The organism is Aeribacillus sp. FSL W8-0870 (assembly GCF_037963755.1).
GTDB classification, from domain to species: domain Bacteria; phylum Bacillota; class Bacilli; order Bacillales; family Aeribacillaceae; genus Aeribacillus; species Aeribacillus composti.
In genome coordinates, this window is record NZ_CP150165.1 from 721,434 (window position 1) to 737,840 (window position 16,407).

The 16,407-nt window shown below is 41.1% G+C and carries 10 protein-coding genes and 2 riboswitches; all 10 genes read left to right on the top strand.

All coding sequences use genetic code 11. The annotated features are described in order from the left end of the window. Positions 1-7: 7 nt before the first annotated feature. The 10 genes from NSU02_RS03580 (at position 8) to atzF (ending at position 15,775) form a co-directional block, all read left to right on the top strand. Positions 8-1,420, top strand: coding sequence for a glycoside hydrolase family 1 protein (locus NSU02_RS03580; RefSeq protein WP_339194268.1), 1,413 nt, complete (start codon positions 8-10; stop codon positions 1,418-1,420). A 175-nt stretch (positions 1,421-1,595) separates the two neighbouring features. After that, positions 1,596-3,533, top strand: a complete 1,938-nt coding sequence (locus NSU02_RS03585) for a beta-glucoside-specific PTS transporter subunit IIABC (protein WP_339194270.1) — start codon at positions 1,596-1,598, stop codon at positions 3,531-3,533. A 353-nt stretch (positions 3,534-3,886) separates the two neighbouring features. Then, positions 3,887-4,019, top strand: a riboswitch (guanidine-I (ykkC/yxkD leader). A 140-nt stretch (positions 4,020-4,159) separates the two neighbouring features. Next, positions 4,160-5,185 (top strand): ABC transporter substrate-binding protein, encoded by a 1,026-nt coding sequence (locus NSU02_RS03590; RefSeq protein ID WP_339194272.1) that lies wholly within the window; start codon positions 4,160-4,162, stop codon positions 5,183-5,185. Positions 5,186-5,198: 13 nt separating this feature from the next. Further along, a complete protein-coding gene (locus NSU02_RS03595) occupies positions 5,199-6,017 on the top strand; it encodes an ABC transporter permease (protein WP_130156694.1) in 819 nt (272 codons plus the stop codon). Next, positions 6,018-6,812, top strand: coding sequence for an ABC transporter ATP-binding protein (locus tag NSU02_RS03600; RefSeq protein ID WP_094245128.1), 795 nt, complete (start codon positions 6,018-6,020; stop codon positions 6,810-6,812). It abuts the gene before it with no gap. 34 nt (positions 6,813-6,846) lie between these two features. After that, positions 6,847-8,538, top strand: coding sequence for a methyl-accepting chemotaxis protein (locus tag NSU02_RS03605; protein WP_339194275.1), 1,692 nt, complete (start codon positions 6,847-6,849; stop codon positions 8,536-8,538). A 136-nt stretch (positions 8,539-8,674) separates the two neighbouring features. Then, a riboswitch (guanidine-I (ykkC/yxkD leader) is annotated at positions 8,675-8,797 on the top strand. Positions 8,798-8,859: 62 nt separating this feature from the next. Further along, positions 8,860-9,573: an urea amidolyase associated protein UAAP1 gene (locus NSU02_RS03610; RefSeq protein ID WP_339194277.1), complete on the top strand. Its 714-nt coding sequence runs from the start codon at positions 8,860-8,862 to the stop codon at positions 9,571-9,573. Positions 9,574-9,673: 100 nt separating this feature from the next. Then, positions 9,674-10,324, top strand: coding sequence for an urea amidolyase associated protein UAAP2 (locus tag NSU02_RS03615; protein WP_094245131.1), 651 nt, complete (start codon positions 9,674-9,676; stop codon positions 10,322-10,324). A gap of 43 nt (positions 10,325-10,367) precedes the next feature. Beyond that, on the top strand, positions 10,368-14,006 hold the full coding sequence (gene uca, locus NSU02_RS03620) for an urea carboxylase (RefSeq protein ID WP_339194279.1): 3,639 nt from the start codon (positions 10,368-10,370) through the stop codon (positions 14,004-14,006). Beyond that, the gene (atzF, locus tag NSU02_RS03625) at positions 14,003-15,775 is read left to right on the top strand and encodes an allophanate hydrolase (RefSeq protein WP_144598064.1); all 1,773 of its coding nucleotides are present in this window, start codon (positions 14,003-14,005) and stop codon (positions 15,773-15,775) included. The genes uca and atzF overlap by 4 nt, the downstream gene beginning before the upstream one ends. The last annotated feature ends 632 nt before the right edge of the window (positions 15,776-16,407 follow it).

Here is a 16,407-nt window from a genome sequence, read left to right on the forward strand (position 1 = left end):
AGTAAGCATGAAACACGAGCGGCGCAAGCCTTTTCCAAACGATTTTTTTTGGGGAGGTTCCACATCAGCCTATCAAGTGGAAGGTGCATGGAATGAAGACGGAAAGGGACCTTCCGTTATCGATATGGCCAAATACCCCGAAGGCACAACTGATTTTAAAGTAGCCAGCGATCATTACCATCGTTACAAAGAAGATATTACTCTGTTTGCTGAAATGGGCTTTAAAGCATATCGTTTTTCCATTGCCTGGACACGCATTTATCCTAATGGCGACGGAGAGGTAAATCGAAAAGGGATAGAGTTCTACGATCAACTTATCAATGAAATCAGAAAGCATGGAATTGAACCGATTGTGACGATTTATCATTTTGATTTGCCTTATGCATTACAGGAAAAAGGCGGCTGGTCCAATCGTGCAACGATTGATGCATATGAAAATTATTGCAAAACATTATTCGAGCATTTTGGCGATCGGGTAAAATATTGGCTGACGATTAATGAACAAAATATGATGATCCTTCATGGCGAAGCGATCGGGACCGTTGATCCGAACTTAAAAAATCCAAAAAAAGAATTGTATCAACAAAATCATCATATGTTTGTCGCTCAGGCGAAGGCAATGACGTTATGCCATCGAATGCTGCCTGATGCAAAAATCGGACCGGCGCCGAATATTGTGACGATTAATCCGGCAAGCTCAAAACCTGAAGATGTTTTAGCTGCCAATAATTACGCAGCCATCCGCAATTGGCTGTATTTGGATATGGCTGTATATGGGCGCTATAACAATATTGCCTGGGCTTACTTGGAGGAAAAGGGATATACTCCAACAATTCTTGAAGGCGATATGGAAATTTTACAAAATGCCAAGCCGGATTTTATTGCTTTTAACTATTATACTTCGCAAACAGTAGCAGCAAGCGAAGGAAATGAAGAAGATGTGAACCAAACAGGAGATCAGCATATTACGGTTGGGGAACCGGGAGTTTATAAAGGAGCCTCCAATCCGCATTTAAAGAAAAATGAATTTGGCTGGGAAATTGATCCAGTCGGGTTTCGGACAACATTAAGAGAAATATATGACCGCTATCATTTGCCATTGATTGTCACTGAAAATGGATTAGGCGCCATCGATCAATTGGAAGAAGGCGATGTTATAAACGACACATACCGAATTGAATTTTTAAGAAACCATATCGAACAAATGCAATTAGCGATTAGTGACGGTGTTGAAGTGTTCGGTTTTTGTCCTTGGTCAGCTATTGATCTCGTCAGCACGCATCAAGGTATAAGCAAACGCTACGGTTTTATTTACGTTAACCGTGATGAATTTGATTTAAAAGATTTGCGCCGAATTCGAAAACAAAGCTTTTATTGGTATAAGCAAGTCATCTCATCGAATGGAGCCAATTTAGATTAGAAAGAGTAAATTCGACAATTGCATAATTTTTTCGGGAAGCTGTCAAAAATCAGGAAGGAATGTTACCATCCGGGCATAACCTGAACTGATTTGAACAACACAGTGCGTTTATTCGTGCGCGTTCAAATTGGTTCAGGTTTTTTATATATCAAATATATTTTTGGGAGGGTCAATCATGAAATATGAGCAATTGGCTAAAGACATTATCGAAAATGTCGGCGGTAAAGAAAACGTTATCAGTGTTGTTCACTGTATTACAAGATTGCGCTTTCAATTAAAGGACGAAGGGAAAGCGAACACAGAAGTGTTAAAAAACATGGACGGAGTCGTCACCGTTATGAAAAGCGGCGGACAATATCAAGTTGTCATCGGCAATCATGTGCCTGATGTGTATAAGGCGGTCGTTGCTATTGGCGGGTTTGAAGCTGCAAAGCCTGTCGATACGGAAGCGGGAAAAAAGGATAAAAATTTATTCAACCGCTTTATTGACATTATTTCGGGAATTTTTGCACCAACTCTCGGCGTTCTAGCTGCAACAGGAATGATTAAAGGTTTTGCCGCTCTTTTCGCATCACTAGGCTGGATAACAGATAAATCAGGAACTTATCAAATTTTATATGCAATTGGCGATTCGTTATTTTACTTCTTCCCGATCTTTCTTGGTTATACGGCCAGCAAAAAATTCGGCGGCAACACATTCATCGGTATGGCGATCGGGGCGTCATTGGTTTATCCGGCACTATCTAATCTTACTAGCGGAAAAGCGCTTTACACTTTGTTTTCAGGCACGATGTTTGAGTCGCCTATTTATATTACATTTCTTGGCATTCCGGTCATTTTAATGACGTATTCATCTTCCGTTATTCCGATTATTTTGGCTGCTTATTTTAGTGCAAAGGTGGAAAATTGGTTTAAGAAAGTTATTCCTGATGTCGTGAAAACATTTTTAGTTCCTTTTTTTACACTGATTATCATAGTTCCTTTAACATTTTTATTGATTGGACCAATTGCAACTTGGGCAGGAAAACTTCTTGGACAAGGAACCGTTGCCATCTATGATTTATCGCCACTCATTGCAGGATTATTTATTGGCGGGTTCTGGCAAGTATTTGTTATTTTCGGTCTTCATTGGGGGATTGTTCCGATTGGTATCAACAATATAAGCACACTTGGTGCAGATCCTGTTCTAGCGATGGCATTTGCTCCTTCTTTTGCACAAATAGGTGCTGTACTTGCCGTCATGGTGAAAACGAAACAGCAAAAATTGAAAACGCTTAGTATCCCTGCATTTATTTCCGGAGTTTTCGGGGTTACCGAACCGGCGATTTATGGTGTTACGCTTCCACTCAAAAAACCGTTTATTATCAGCTGTATTGCTGCGGCAATTGGCGGAGGACTCATAGGAGTATTTGATTCAAAAATGTATATGCTGGGAGGTCTCGGAATTTTTGGTATTCCATCCTTTATCAGTCCGACTGAAGGCATTACGTTTGGTTTATGGGGCACTATAATTGCCATTACCGTTGCCTTTATCCTTGGTTTTATCCTCACTTTCCTTTTTGGATTCAGTCAAAAATCGGCAAAAGAAGCAGATCGGCAATCCCAACAAGCAACAGCTGAGGCTGATGCGGAAGAAGAATTATTAGGTAAAAAAGAAATTATTTTCAGCCCGTTTAACGGCGAAGTAAAGCCGTTATCAGACATCAAGGATGCAGCATTTTCATCCGGGGCCCTCGGCGCGGGCGTAGCCATTGAGCCTTCGGAAGGAAAATTAGTAGCGCCTGTATCCGGCACAGTAACGACTCTTTTTCCTACGAAACATGCAATTGGCATAACATCTGATCAAGGTGCGGAAATTTTGATTCATATTGGCATGAATACCGTTCAATTGGAAGGTAAATTTTTCACTGCTCATACAACTCAAGGCGCCCGTGTAGAGAAAGGACAGCTGCTCATTGAATTTGACATAAATGGAATTCAGTCGGCGGGCTTTGATTTGGCGACACCGGTTGTTATAACCAACACTAGTCACTACAAAGAAATAAATGAAACGAAAGAAAAACAAATCAAAATTGGCGAACCTTTATTGACGCTTATAAATGACTCGGAATGATTTTGCACAAGAAAAAAGCATCTGCTGATTAAGGGCAGATGCTTTTTTTAAGAAGATTTTGAACGTTTTGCAGCTTTTCATGCTGTTTTTTTTGAAAAAAATACAATTCTTTTATGTAATAATAGTTTCCGTAATATGTGAATATTTCGAGAAATTATGTTAGAAAATATTACATATTTATTGCGGATATAGTCATATAAACTATAATTCTTAATAAATAAAAAAATCCCCCTAAAGAGTTTGTAGTGATCTCTCATTCTCTGTCAACCGGAAAAAGAAGGTGAAAAGCTGACATTTGCCAGCGTATCTTGGAATGATGAAAAGTGAATATCGTTCCCCGAAATAAGTGGGAAATCAAAGCTGTCTAGGGTTCCGTTGCTGGCAGGCTGTATCACCGCCGGTAAGTCTGGTCCGAGAGAGAGCGTATAGAAGCTGCGTTTGATTGCGCAACTTCTATATACACGGAAGGATAAAAGCCTGGGAGATCTATTCTCTCTGGCTTTTATTTTTTTAAAGCTGAAAATTTAAAAATCTGGGGAGGGGGATATAACAGAATTTCTTTAAGCACTATTTTGAAATACCTAAATTCAAAAAGAGATGAAAAATATAAAGCCGAGGTGAAAGACATGAAGAAAAAGAAGCTTCCACTACTTGTTCTTTCTATCATTTTTTGCTTGTTGTTGGCTGCTTGCGGAAGTAAATCTGCAAATGAAACTTCTGACGGCAATAAAAGCAAGAAAGAACCGATTAAGATTGGTTTCAGCGCCTTGCCGAGCTGGTATTTATGGCATCTCGTAGAAAAAAAGGGTTTTTTCGAAAAACATGGAGTGGATGTCGAATTGGTTTGGTTTCCAGTATATGCTGATTCCCTTTCTGCATTAAATACGGGAGAAATTGATGGAAACAGCCAAGCTTTGCTTGATTCGATCTCCCCTTTAGAAAAAGGAATTGATTTAAAAGCGGTATTTATTACAGATAATTCACTTGGCGGCGATGGGCTTGTTGCTTCAAATGATATTCGCTCGATTAAAGACTTAAAAGGGAAGAAAGTCGGTACGGAAATAGGAACGATTGAACACTTTTTTCTGCTCACGGCATTGCATGAAGCGGGATTAAAGGAATCCGATGTGAAATTTACAAACTTATCTGTTCAAGATGCGGGAAATTCATTTATAGCTGGAAAATTGGATGCAGCCGGTTTGTGGGAGCCTTTTTTAAGCATGGCAGTGAATAAGGGAAAAGGACATAAGTTGGTGACATCCGCTGATTTTCCGGGCTTGATTTCCGACTTATTTGTTGTAAGAGGAGATGTTGCGAAAGAGAGGAAAGAGGACGTGCAAAAAATCGTAGCAGCATGGTTTGATGCGGTTGACTATCTTTCGCAAAATTACGATCAATCGATTCAACTAATAGCGGACGAGGCGGGAATTTCAAAAGAAGAGCTGGATGTAGGAATGAAAGGATTCAAGCTGTTTTCTCCTGAAGAAAGCTTGAACGCTTTTAAAGAGGGAGATAACTATCAATCTTTTTATTACACAGCTGAAAAAAATGCTGAATTTTTAAAAGAGTTAGGGTTTATTAAAGACATTCCTGATTTTAGCAGCTTCGTTGACACCTCATTTATAAAAGCGGAAATTGAACGGGCAAAGTAAGGAGGATTAATGGATGGAGCTTCAAAAAGGAAAAAGGCATCAATGGACATTATTCAAAATACGCGAGGATATTCCGAAAAAATGGTATTTTACTGGGGTATCAACTGCTTTTATCTTGTTATTGCTCATTTGGATTTTGCTGAGCAATTTAAAACTTGTGGATGAAGTATTTCTTCCGACTCCCGCAGCTGTTGTGGGCTCTTTCTTTGCTGCCCTTTCAAGTCCGGAGTATTGGGGAGAAATCGGGATTAGCGTCTACAGAGTTTTTATGGGGTTTTTACTGGCATGTCTGTTAGGGATTCCGCTCGGAATATTGGCTGGCACTTTTAAGCTTGCAGAATCGGTTATTTTGCCCGTCTCTGAGTTTATCAGGTATATGCCGGCAGCCGCTTTTATTCCACTTATTATGGTTTGGGCAGGAATTGGGGAGACAGCAAAAATTTTAGTGATTTTTATCGGAAGCTTTTTTCAGCTCGTTTTAATGGTGGCAGATGACACAAACCGGATTCATAAAGACCTACTTTATGCCTCCTATACTCTTGGAGCAAACCGCTGGCAAGTCATCTCAAAGGTTATCATCCCTGCAATGCTTCCGAAATTAATGACAACTATGCGGCTGATTATGGGATGGGCTTGGACGTATTTAGTTGTAGCAGAGCTGGTGGCGGCAAACAACGGTCTTGGATATTCGATTATGAAAGCGCAGCGTTTCATGGATACCGAGTCCATCTTTGTCGGAATCATTGTTATCGGGCTGTTGGGACTTATTATTGACAGATGCTTTGCCTACATTAATAAAAAATTATTTCCATGGGCGGAAGGAGGAAATTAAATGTTGAATGCTGTCAAAGCTGAAAAAAATCTTCGCCAAGAGAAGATTGAAATAAACATTCAAAATTTGTCGAAAGTGTATAAAACGAATAATGGCTCCTTTCAAGCGCTGGAGAATGTTTCTTTGTACGTAAAAAATGAAGAATTTGTTTCCATTCTTGGACCGTCGGGATGCGGTAAGTCGACCATTTTGAGAATTTTGGCAGGTTTGGAGGAGCCGACATCAGGCAGTGTGCAAGTATCCGGTGAAGAAGTGAAAGGACCAAGTGCGAAACGAGGTATGGTCTTTCAGTCTTATACGTTGTTTCCTTGGTTGACAGTAAGAGAAAACATAGAGTTTGGCCTCAAGCTAAAAGGAATGAAACAAAAAGAGCGTAAAGAAATTTCCGATCGATATTTAGAGCTGGTAGGACTGGAAAGATTTGCGGATTCCTACGGCAAAGAATTGTCCGGCGGCATGAAACAACGTGTGGCTATTGCAAGATCGTTGGCCAATAATCCGGAAGTGTTATTAATGGATGAACCTTTTGGAGCGCTTGATGCACAAACAAAGCAATCCATGCAGCAATTATTGTTGGATATTTGGAAGAAGGAAAAAACAACCATTGTGTTTATAACGCACGACATCGATGAAGCCTTATTCTTATCCCAGCGAATATATGTCATGGAAGCAAGACCGGGGAGAATTCTCGAAGAGATTGATGCGGATTTGCAATTATTTCAAGATGGGGAGCTTGTGGATGTAGAGAAATTTATGAACGTAAAAAAACATATCATTTCTTTATTAAAGCATTAGTAAAAAACTTACAGAAGGATCGGAAGGGCTGTTGATGATGAAGATACGAAACAAACTGCTCCTTAGCTTTGGAACCGTTTTGATAATTGTCCTGCTCGCCTTTCTTATTGTTTACTCTACTTTGCAGGACGTTTCCAAATCCTATTTTAATTTAGCAAATACCGATATGAAAAAATTGCAGCTTGCCCACCAGATTCAATTTGAAGACCTTGCGTTAACAGATGCGGTCAGAGGGGTGATTATCGAACCGGATAATACGGCCGAAAGGGAAAAGTACAATCAGTTTGCAAAGCAAATTGATCAACATATTAAAGAAGTGACTCCGATGCTGGATGATTCCAGGACGAAAAAAATTTTCCACGATCTAAATATAAACAATCAAAAATTAGTTGAATTAGAAACGCAGATGATGGAATTGGCCGGGGAAGACCGCCAAAAAACACTTGCTATTTTTCATGGAGAATATGCGGATATTCGCGCTATTTTTAGTTCCAAACTGGAAGAATTCAAACAAATTGAGACAGAACGGATAACCAAGAAAATTGAGGAAGATGAAAAATTAATAAGAAAAAAAATCATGGCGGGTGCAGCGGTATTTATCACAGCACTGTTTGCAGGAATTTTAATTGCAATATTTATTTCTAAAAGAACCACCCGGCCATTGTGGAAAATTGCAAATAAATTAGAGGAATTGGCGCGAAATAAAGGAGATTTAACAGCTAGAATCCATATCACGAATAAAGATGAAATTGGAAAGCTGGCGACGGCATTTAATAGAATGTTGGAGAACCTGCAAAAAATGATGCTAAAAATAAAGGAAACGACAGATGAAGTTTCCGCTTCAGCACTCGAGCTTTCTGAAGGTACTAAAAACTTTGCGGAAAGTACAGAACAGATCACGATGGCAGTTCAAGACATTGCTTCCGGAGCCGGTGATCAAGGTGACATGGCGGATGAAAGCTCACATGCGGTGAATAATATTGCCAATGAAGTTCAAAAAATTGCATCGTCATCTTCTTTCGCAGCAGAATCGGCCTTGACCACATCGAAAATCGCAGAAGAAGGAAACAAATCAATTGTCAAAGCAGTCAAGCAGATGGAATTTTTACAAAAATCCGTTGATGAAGCGTTTATTAAGATTGAGGAACTTGGCAAGCTTACCGACGAGATAAAAAAAATATCAGATGTCATGGCAAATATAGCGGAGCAGACGAATTTATTGGCTCTAAATGCTGCCATTGAGGCGGCGCGTGCAGGGGAACAAGGCAAGGGTTTTACTGTTGTAGCAACGGAAGTTCGAAACTTGGCGGAAGAGTCAAAACAATCTGCGATTCAAATAAATGAAATGATACAGCATGTCCTCTCCATTGCTGCTGCTGCCGTGGAGAATATCGATAAAGGAAGAAGCGATCTAAAAGAGGGTAAAAGGGTTGTTGATGATGCTGGGCGCGCTTTCCATAAAATTTTAACATCAGTTGAAAAAGTAACATGTCAAATACAAGAGGTTTCCTCATCTGTCCAGCAAATGTCAACAGGAGCTGATCAAGTTGCTGTTTCTATCGGACAATTGGCTGACATCGCCAAAAAGTCATCAGCTCATTCACAAAATGTGGCAGCCTCAACGGAAGAACAACTGGCTGCAATTGAAGAATTTACAGCAACGGCAGAAAATCTCTCAAATGTAGCAAAAAAACTGAGAAACATGATCGGGGAATTTAATGTTTAACATTGTTTTTATCTATTTCCAGCATTCATTGTAAGTTTCATGTTATATTATCTAACAAAATCATTGAACAATGCTGCACTCCTTTCTATATTAATCTTAAATAAAAATTTCATAAAGGTTCCTGATCGATAGGAACAAAAAAGCTGTCTAGGGTTCCGCTGCTGCTTAAGTTTGCAGCAGGTCTGGTCCGAGAGAGAGCGTATAGAAAGCATCAAAAGATGTCTTTCTATAAACACGGAAGGATAAAAGCCTGGGAGATTTCCCTAGGCTTTTATTTTTTTACAACGATCATTAAGAAAAGTCTCAAGGGAGGTATTTTGGATGACTAAAATTTTCAGAAAAACGATCGTACCTGGAGGAAAATGGTCAGGAAAAATCGGAAAAGGAAAGCTTATTCGTTTTACAGCCTTGGAGGCTGGAGCCAATCTTTCACTTATGATGTATCATGCACATGATCTTTCAGAGCGTTATAACATGCCGGATACATTAAAAGCCCAGCACACATTTCACTTGACAAAGGGAAACGTATTGATGAGCGATAACGGCCGAGTATTGGCCAGCATCACTAGCGACAGCCTTGGCTGGCACGACACTGTTTCAGGCTATACCACAAGGGAAGGAACAGATGAGAAATATGGAAAAACAAGCTATCAAGAATTAAGAAATGACTGGCTCAGAAGCGGAGAAGAGAACTTTGCCATGGAACTTGTAAGAAACGGGCTCAGCCTGCGCGACATGGCTCCTGTCGTCAATCTGTTTTCAAAAGTGAAAACCGACGACAAAGGCAACCTTACCTATTGTTTGGATCATTGCAAAAAAAATGACACAGTAACATTAAGAACAGAAATGGATATTTTGCTGATTGTATCTAATACACCAAATCCGCTTGATCCAAGAACCAACTATCCGTCCGTTCCGGTGGCAATGGAAATGCTTCCGGCAGAGCCTGTCGATTTGAACGATTATTGTGTAAATTATCGTCCTGAAAACCGCCGGGCATTTGAAAATACTTGGGAATATTATGCGCTTTTATAGCATTGGGCAGGAAATTGTTTGAGTACCCAGGCTGATGCCTTTAAAGATCAACATTATAGAAAATACCGATTTAAAAATACGATATGGGGAGGAAAGGAACATGGAAAATATTAAAAAAGTAGAAAGTCCTCGAAAAGAAGAAAATGCAATCTATAACAAAATCATCCCTGCCGGGGAAGGCTGGATGCATGAACTAAAGCCAGGGCAAGTTCTAAGAATTGTCGACTTGGAAGGAAACCAAGCAGTAGATACATTGTTTTACGATGCAGATAATCCGGAGGATCATTACAGTGTAACAGCCACCATTACAGGACAGAAAAATATTTACTTAACAACAGGTTCGGTGCTTCGTTCTGAATCAGGAAATGAATTGCTGAAGATTGTAGCGGATACATGCGGGCGGCACGATACATTAGGCGGTGCTTGCTCAGCACAAAGCAATACCGTCCGATATGCACATGATAAATTGCATATGCACAATTGCCGCGACACGTTTATGCTGCAGTTGTCGAAATATGGGGAGCGTTTTACAAAAAGGGATCTGGCTCCAAATATTAACTTCTTCATGAATGTTCCGGTTACAGAAGATGGTCATTTAGAATTTGCTGATGGAATCTCTTATGCCGGAAGTTATGTGGAATTATTATCCCTTCGGCGGACATTGGTGCTGATCAGCAACTGCCCGCAATTAAACAATCCTTGCAATGCTTACAATCCAACAAAAATACAAGTGCTGATTTGGGATAAATAAACAGAATCAACTAGGATACGGATGCGTCAGGGGGGAGTACAAAATGTTTAAAAAAATTCTGATTGCCAATCGCGGGGCAATAGCCGTCCGGATTGAACGGACGCTTCGCAAGCTTGGAATTCTATCGGTTGCTATATATACAAAGGCGGATCAAGACAGTTTACATGTAGACGAAGCAGATGAAGCTATTTTAATAGGAGAAGGCCCGGTCAAAGACAGCTATTTGAATGGAAATTTAATCATAAAAGCTGCCATTGAGTCAGGAGCCGATGCCATTCATCCCGGATATGGATTTTTAAGTGAAAACGCAGATTTTGCCCGCTTGTGCGAACAAAATGGAATTACGTTTATCGGACCTTCACCTGAACAGATGGAGATATTCGGATTAAAGCATTCTGCCAGAGAAATTGCAAAAAAAGCCAATGTTCCTTTATTGCCGGGAACGAACCTCATCACCGATTTGGATGAGGCGGTAAAACAAGCTGAACATATTGGTTATCCAATTATTTTAAAAAGCACGGCAGGAGGCGGAGGCATCGGAATGCGCGTTTGCGAAAATGAACAGCATTTGCGCTCGGCATTTGAGGCGGTACGTCGTCTTGCTGAAACAAATTTTAAAAATAAAGGCGTTTTCCTGGAGAAATATATCGCTAGAGCACGCCATATAGAAGTTCAAATTTTTGGAAATCGATTTGGTGAAGTGGTAGCTTTAGGTGAACGAGACTGCTCTATTCAGCGCCGCAATCAAAAAGTTGTGGAGGAAAGTCCGGCCCCTCTTTTGTCCCAGGAAGTCAGAAAAGGAATGTTCGCAGCCGCCATCCGATTGGCGGAAGAAGTTGGATACCGGAGTGCAGGCACCGTTGAGTTTTTATATGATCCTGAAACAAGCTCCTTTTACTTTCTTGAAGTGAATACAAGACTTCAAGTGGAGCATGGTGTAACAGAAGAGGTCTTTGGCATCGATCTTGTTGAATGGATGATACGTGAAGCAGCAGATGATCTGCATGAATTGCATTCCTTGGTTAAAGAGCCGAAAGGGCATAGCATTCAAGCGCGTATTTATGCGGAAGATTGTTTGCATGAGTTTCGGCCGAGCGCCGGACAGATTGATGAGGCAAAATTTCCTAAAACAGCTCGAACGGAAACGTGGGTAAGAAACGGAATCACGGTTACGACTCTTTATGATCCAATGCTGGCGAAAGTGATTGTTCGTGGAAAAAACAGGGAAGAGGCGATCGGAAAACTCATACAAGCGCTAAACGAAACGAAATTGTACGGTATTACAACCAATCTCCACTACTTGAAAGCTTTATTGAAGGAAAAGGATTTTATAAAAGGAAATGTATACACCCGTTTATTAAACCATTTTCAACCTAGAGAACATGCACTGGAAGTATTGGACGGAGGAATTCAAACAACTGTTCAGGATTGGCCCGGACGCATTAAATATTGGAGCGTAGGTGTGCCGCCTTCCGGTCCAATGGACCAGCTCTCGTTCCGGATTGGAAATAAACTTCTCGGGAACAGAGAAGGCGCCCCTGGTCTTGAAATGACATTGCGCGGGGGATCTTATCGTTTTCGAGATGATATATGGTTTTGTATTACAGGTGCCGATATGCAGGCTAAGCTTGACGATCAGCCCGTGCCGATGTATGAACCTGTTTTGGCAAAAAAGAACCAAGTATTATCATTTGGTGAAGCGAAAAGGGGAATGCGGACTTATTTATTAGTAGCAGGCGGTTTTGACATGCCTGAAGTTTTAGGAAGCTCCTCCACATTTACGCTCGGCGGATTCGGCGGCCATGGCGGACGCGCCTTGCGCACTGGCGATGTGCTTTTAGTCAACCGGGGGGCTGTTGTCAAAAAAACGAAGGGGCTTCCAGCTGAATATAGACCGATCATGACGAATAAATGGACGATAGGCGTCATTCCGGGCCCTCATTGTACAAGCGAATTTTTGCAGCCGGATTATTTGCAGCAATTAACTGAAACAGAATGGGAAGTGCATTTTAACAGTTCGCGCACAGGCGTCCGGTTAATGGGCCCAGCGCCGAAATGGGCAAGAGAAGACGGCGGAGATGCAGGTTTGCATCCATCAAATATTCATGATAACGCTTATGCAGTGGGATCGCTTGATCTAACAGGCGATATGCCGATTTTACTGGGACCTGATGGACCTAGTTTAGGAGGATTTGTCTGCCCAGTTACGACGGCTTCAGCTGAGTTTTGGAAAATTGGGCAATTGCATCCGGGCGATATCGTCAAGTTTCATTTGTTGTCATTGGAAGAAGCGGAGGAACTTCGAAAAAAACAAGAAATGTTTATGCAAAAAATTGAAAATGGCAGTTTGTACGGATTTCAACCTTCTCAACTTCCTGCCATTAATCCAAAAATTACAGCCGACGATTCAATTTTGGCTCAAGAACAAACATCTCGAAACATTCCAATTACGATTCGTTCAAGCGGCGACGAAAATTTGCTGATTGAGTACGGTTCAATGGATTTAGACCTGCTGTATCGGTTTCAAGTACATGCTTTAATGCAAGCGATACAACAAAAAGGCAACATCCCTTTCCTTGATTTAACGCCGGGCATTCGGTCTTTGCAAGTGCACATTGACCCATCGAAAATGTCCGTTCGCGAGGCTTGTCAAAAAATTTTAGAAATTGATCGCGAGCTTCCGCCGCTGGAATCGATAAAAGTCCCTTCACGTATTGTTCGGCTGCCTCTTTCCTGGGATGATCCGGCTACTCAATTGGCCATTGAACGCTACCAGAAAAACGTCCGTTCCGATGCTCCGTGGTGTCCGAGTAATTTGGAATTCATCAGGCGCATAAATGGCTTAAAAAGCATTGATGATGTAAAGAAAATTGTATTTGATGCAAAATATCTTGTTTTAGGATTAGGCGACGTCTATCTTGGCGCTCCAGTAGCCATCCCAATTGATCCTCGGCACCGTTTAGTCACAACAAAATATAACCCTGCCCGGACTTGGACGCCTGAAAATGCGGTAGGAATTGGCGGTTCGTATTTATGTATATATGGAATGGAAGGTCCTGGAGGCTATCAATTTGTCGGCCGGACGATTCAAATGTGGAATAAATTCCGGACAACGAAGAGTTTTGAACAAGGAAAACCTTGGCTATTGCGGTTTTTCGATCAAATTCAGTTTTACCCAGTAGATGCGGAACAGTTGCTGCAATTGCGGGAAGATTTTCTTAGAGGAAGGTTTGAAGTGGAAATAACAGAAACAACGTTTGATCTTGGCGAATATTTAAAATTCTTGGATTCGATCAAAGATAGTGCCGAAACTTTCCGCATGCGGCAGCAGGAAGCTTTTCAAGCAGAGCGAGAACGGTGGAAGCAGCTAGGATTGGCGGAATATATATCAGAGCATGAACCAATGAAAGAAGGGCAAGAGGAAAATATCCCTCCAGGTGCTGAGGTTGTTCGTTCTTCCATGCCTGGAAGTGTATGGAAAGTTCTTGTGTCTCCTGGACAGCAAGTTAAGAAAGGCGATGTTCTGATGATTGAAGAAAGCATGAAAATGGAGTTTCCGCAGCTGGCCCCGTGCGATGGACAAATAGTAAATGTTTACGTGAAACCAGGGGACGAGGTGCAATCAGGACAATTGATTGTCAGCATTTTAAAGCAGAAAGAACGAGAGGAGGTTCTCAAATGAAATCGGTCAAACATTTTCCTCAACCTTTGACGATTGCGCGGTTGAGAGAGATGTACCTTAACAATGAATTGACTCCCGAAGAAGTAGTCGTTGAAATCATTCATCGAGTTAAACAAGATGAGGATATGAATATATGGATTACCCCTCCGGCAATGGAAAGAATTCAGCCTTATCTAGACAGGCTTGCTTCACTGGATCGGAAAAGCTTGCCATTATGGGGAATTCCATTTGCTATTAAAGACAACATTGATTTAGCCGGGGTTCCGACAACTGCAGCTTGCCCCCAATATGCTTATATACCAGAAAAAAGCGCAACAGTGGTTGAGCGGTTAATCGCAGCAGGTGCGATCCCATTAGGAAAAACAAATTTAGATCAGTTTGCCACTGGGCTTGTCGGTACAAGAAGTCCTTATGGAGAAACGAAAAATGCCTTAAAAGAAGAACTGATCAGCGGGGGATCAAGCTCTGGATCTGCGGTGGCCGTTGCACGAGGCCATGCAGCGTTTGCACTCGGAACGGACACTGCTGGGTCCGGACGAGTGCCGGCAGCCTTAAATCGCTTAGTCGGATTTAAGCCGAGCAGGGGAGCCTGGCCGACCGCTGGAGTAGTTCCGGCTTGCGCAAGCCTTGATTGTGTGACAGTTTTTGCGCACAATTTGCAGGATGCATTGGAAGTTGATCGAATTGTGCGCGGCGAGGATGAAACAGATCCTTGGTCACGCTATTTCCCGAACGTATCGCCGAAAAGTCCGAGCAAAATTTGTTTGCCGAAACAACCGCTTTCGTTTTTTGGCCCATTTCGTGAAGGATATAGGAATGCATGGATGAAAACGATGAAAAGATTGGAACGTTTGCGTCTTCCGATTGAGTATATCGATTATGATTTGTTTTCCGAAGCGGCGTCTCTTCTTTATGAAGGTCCTTGGGTGGCGGAAAGATGGGCGGATTTAGGTGATTTTGTGAAAGCAAATACAGAAGATGTGTTTTCCGTTACGGAAAAAGTCCTTTCTTCCGGAGCTTCTCCTGATCATACGGCAGCATCAGCTTTTCAAGCGATGCACAGGATCCAATCAATCAAGCATAAAGTGAAAAAATTGTTAAAAGATGCAGTATTAGTTTTGCCTACTTGTGGCGGTACTTGGACGCGCGAACAAGTTAGGCTCGATCCGATTCGCACAAATAACGAAATGGGAAAATACACCAATCACTGTAATCTTTTGGATCTGTCGGCAATCGCCATTCCGGCAGAGGATGCGGAAGCAAATGTTCCTTTTGGCATGACGATGTTTTCGCTGGCAGAACAGGAAGGATTGATATTCGGACTTGCTTCTCAATTTTTAGGAGAGATTCTAACAGAAAATTTTCAACCGCAAAAAAATACGACTTTTGTTGCCGTCTGCGGTTTGCATATGAGAGGGTTTCCGCTCGAAAATGAAATGCATCAATTCGGCGGCAAATTCGTATGTGAAGCAACAACTGCTCCTAATTACCGGCTGTATAAGCTGCCTACGGATCCTGCCAAACCTGGGCTTATCAAAACAAACCACAATGGCGCCTCCATTCAATTGGAGATATGGGAAATGCCATTAGCTTCATTTGGTGCTTTTACAGCATCTATTCCAGAACCTTTAAGTATAGGAACAGTAGAACTGATCAACGGAAACAAAGTGCCGGGCTTTCTTTGTGAAGCGTATATAGCCAATCAAGCGGAGGATATTACAGCTTTTGGAGGATGGCGTTCCTATTGCCTGAAAGAACTCAATTCATAATACAAAAGCCGTCAAACATGTTGGCGGCTTTTTCACGTTCAAGCGCAAAATTCTAATTTTAAGAGATTGACAGGATGGAGTGACTGAACTATTTAGATAAAATCGACGTGTACGTACAGTGTATTAGGAGACAGAAAGTTAGCTGCATACTTCTGTTTTGTTTATTTTTTAAACTGTAACATACGACTTTTACCTCTGCTGGTTACTTGAATATTGAAAATACCAATGTATCAATTCATTTCCAAATTGCTTGAAAAAATAGTATTTCCTCTTAGTTAGATTTATTACATAAAATTTTAAAATATTGTATTTAAATTACAATTACAATTTTGGTAAAATTACTATATATTGTAAAAAATAACTAGGGGGTGTGGGAATTTATAAAAATTAAGAAAACTATTTTTTTTATAATATTCTTCATCTTCTTAGCTTCATGCAATCATCAATTATCCTATGATCAAAAAATTGATTGTAATCAGAATTGGGCTCTATGCTCCATACAGAAGGAATATGCTGATCCTAACTCTTTAACAGACACACCTATAAAAATTGCCATTATTGATAGTGGAATTGATGAAGAAAAGGCTCGTGTCAAAGTATCAAAAGGTTCAACGAGAAAAATAATCAAATAG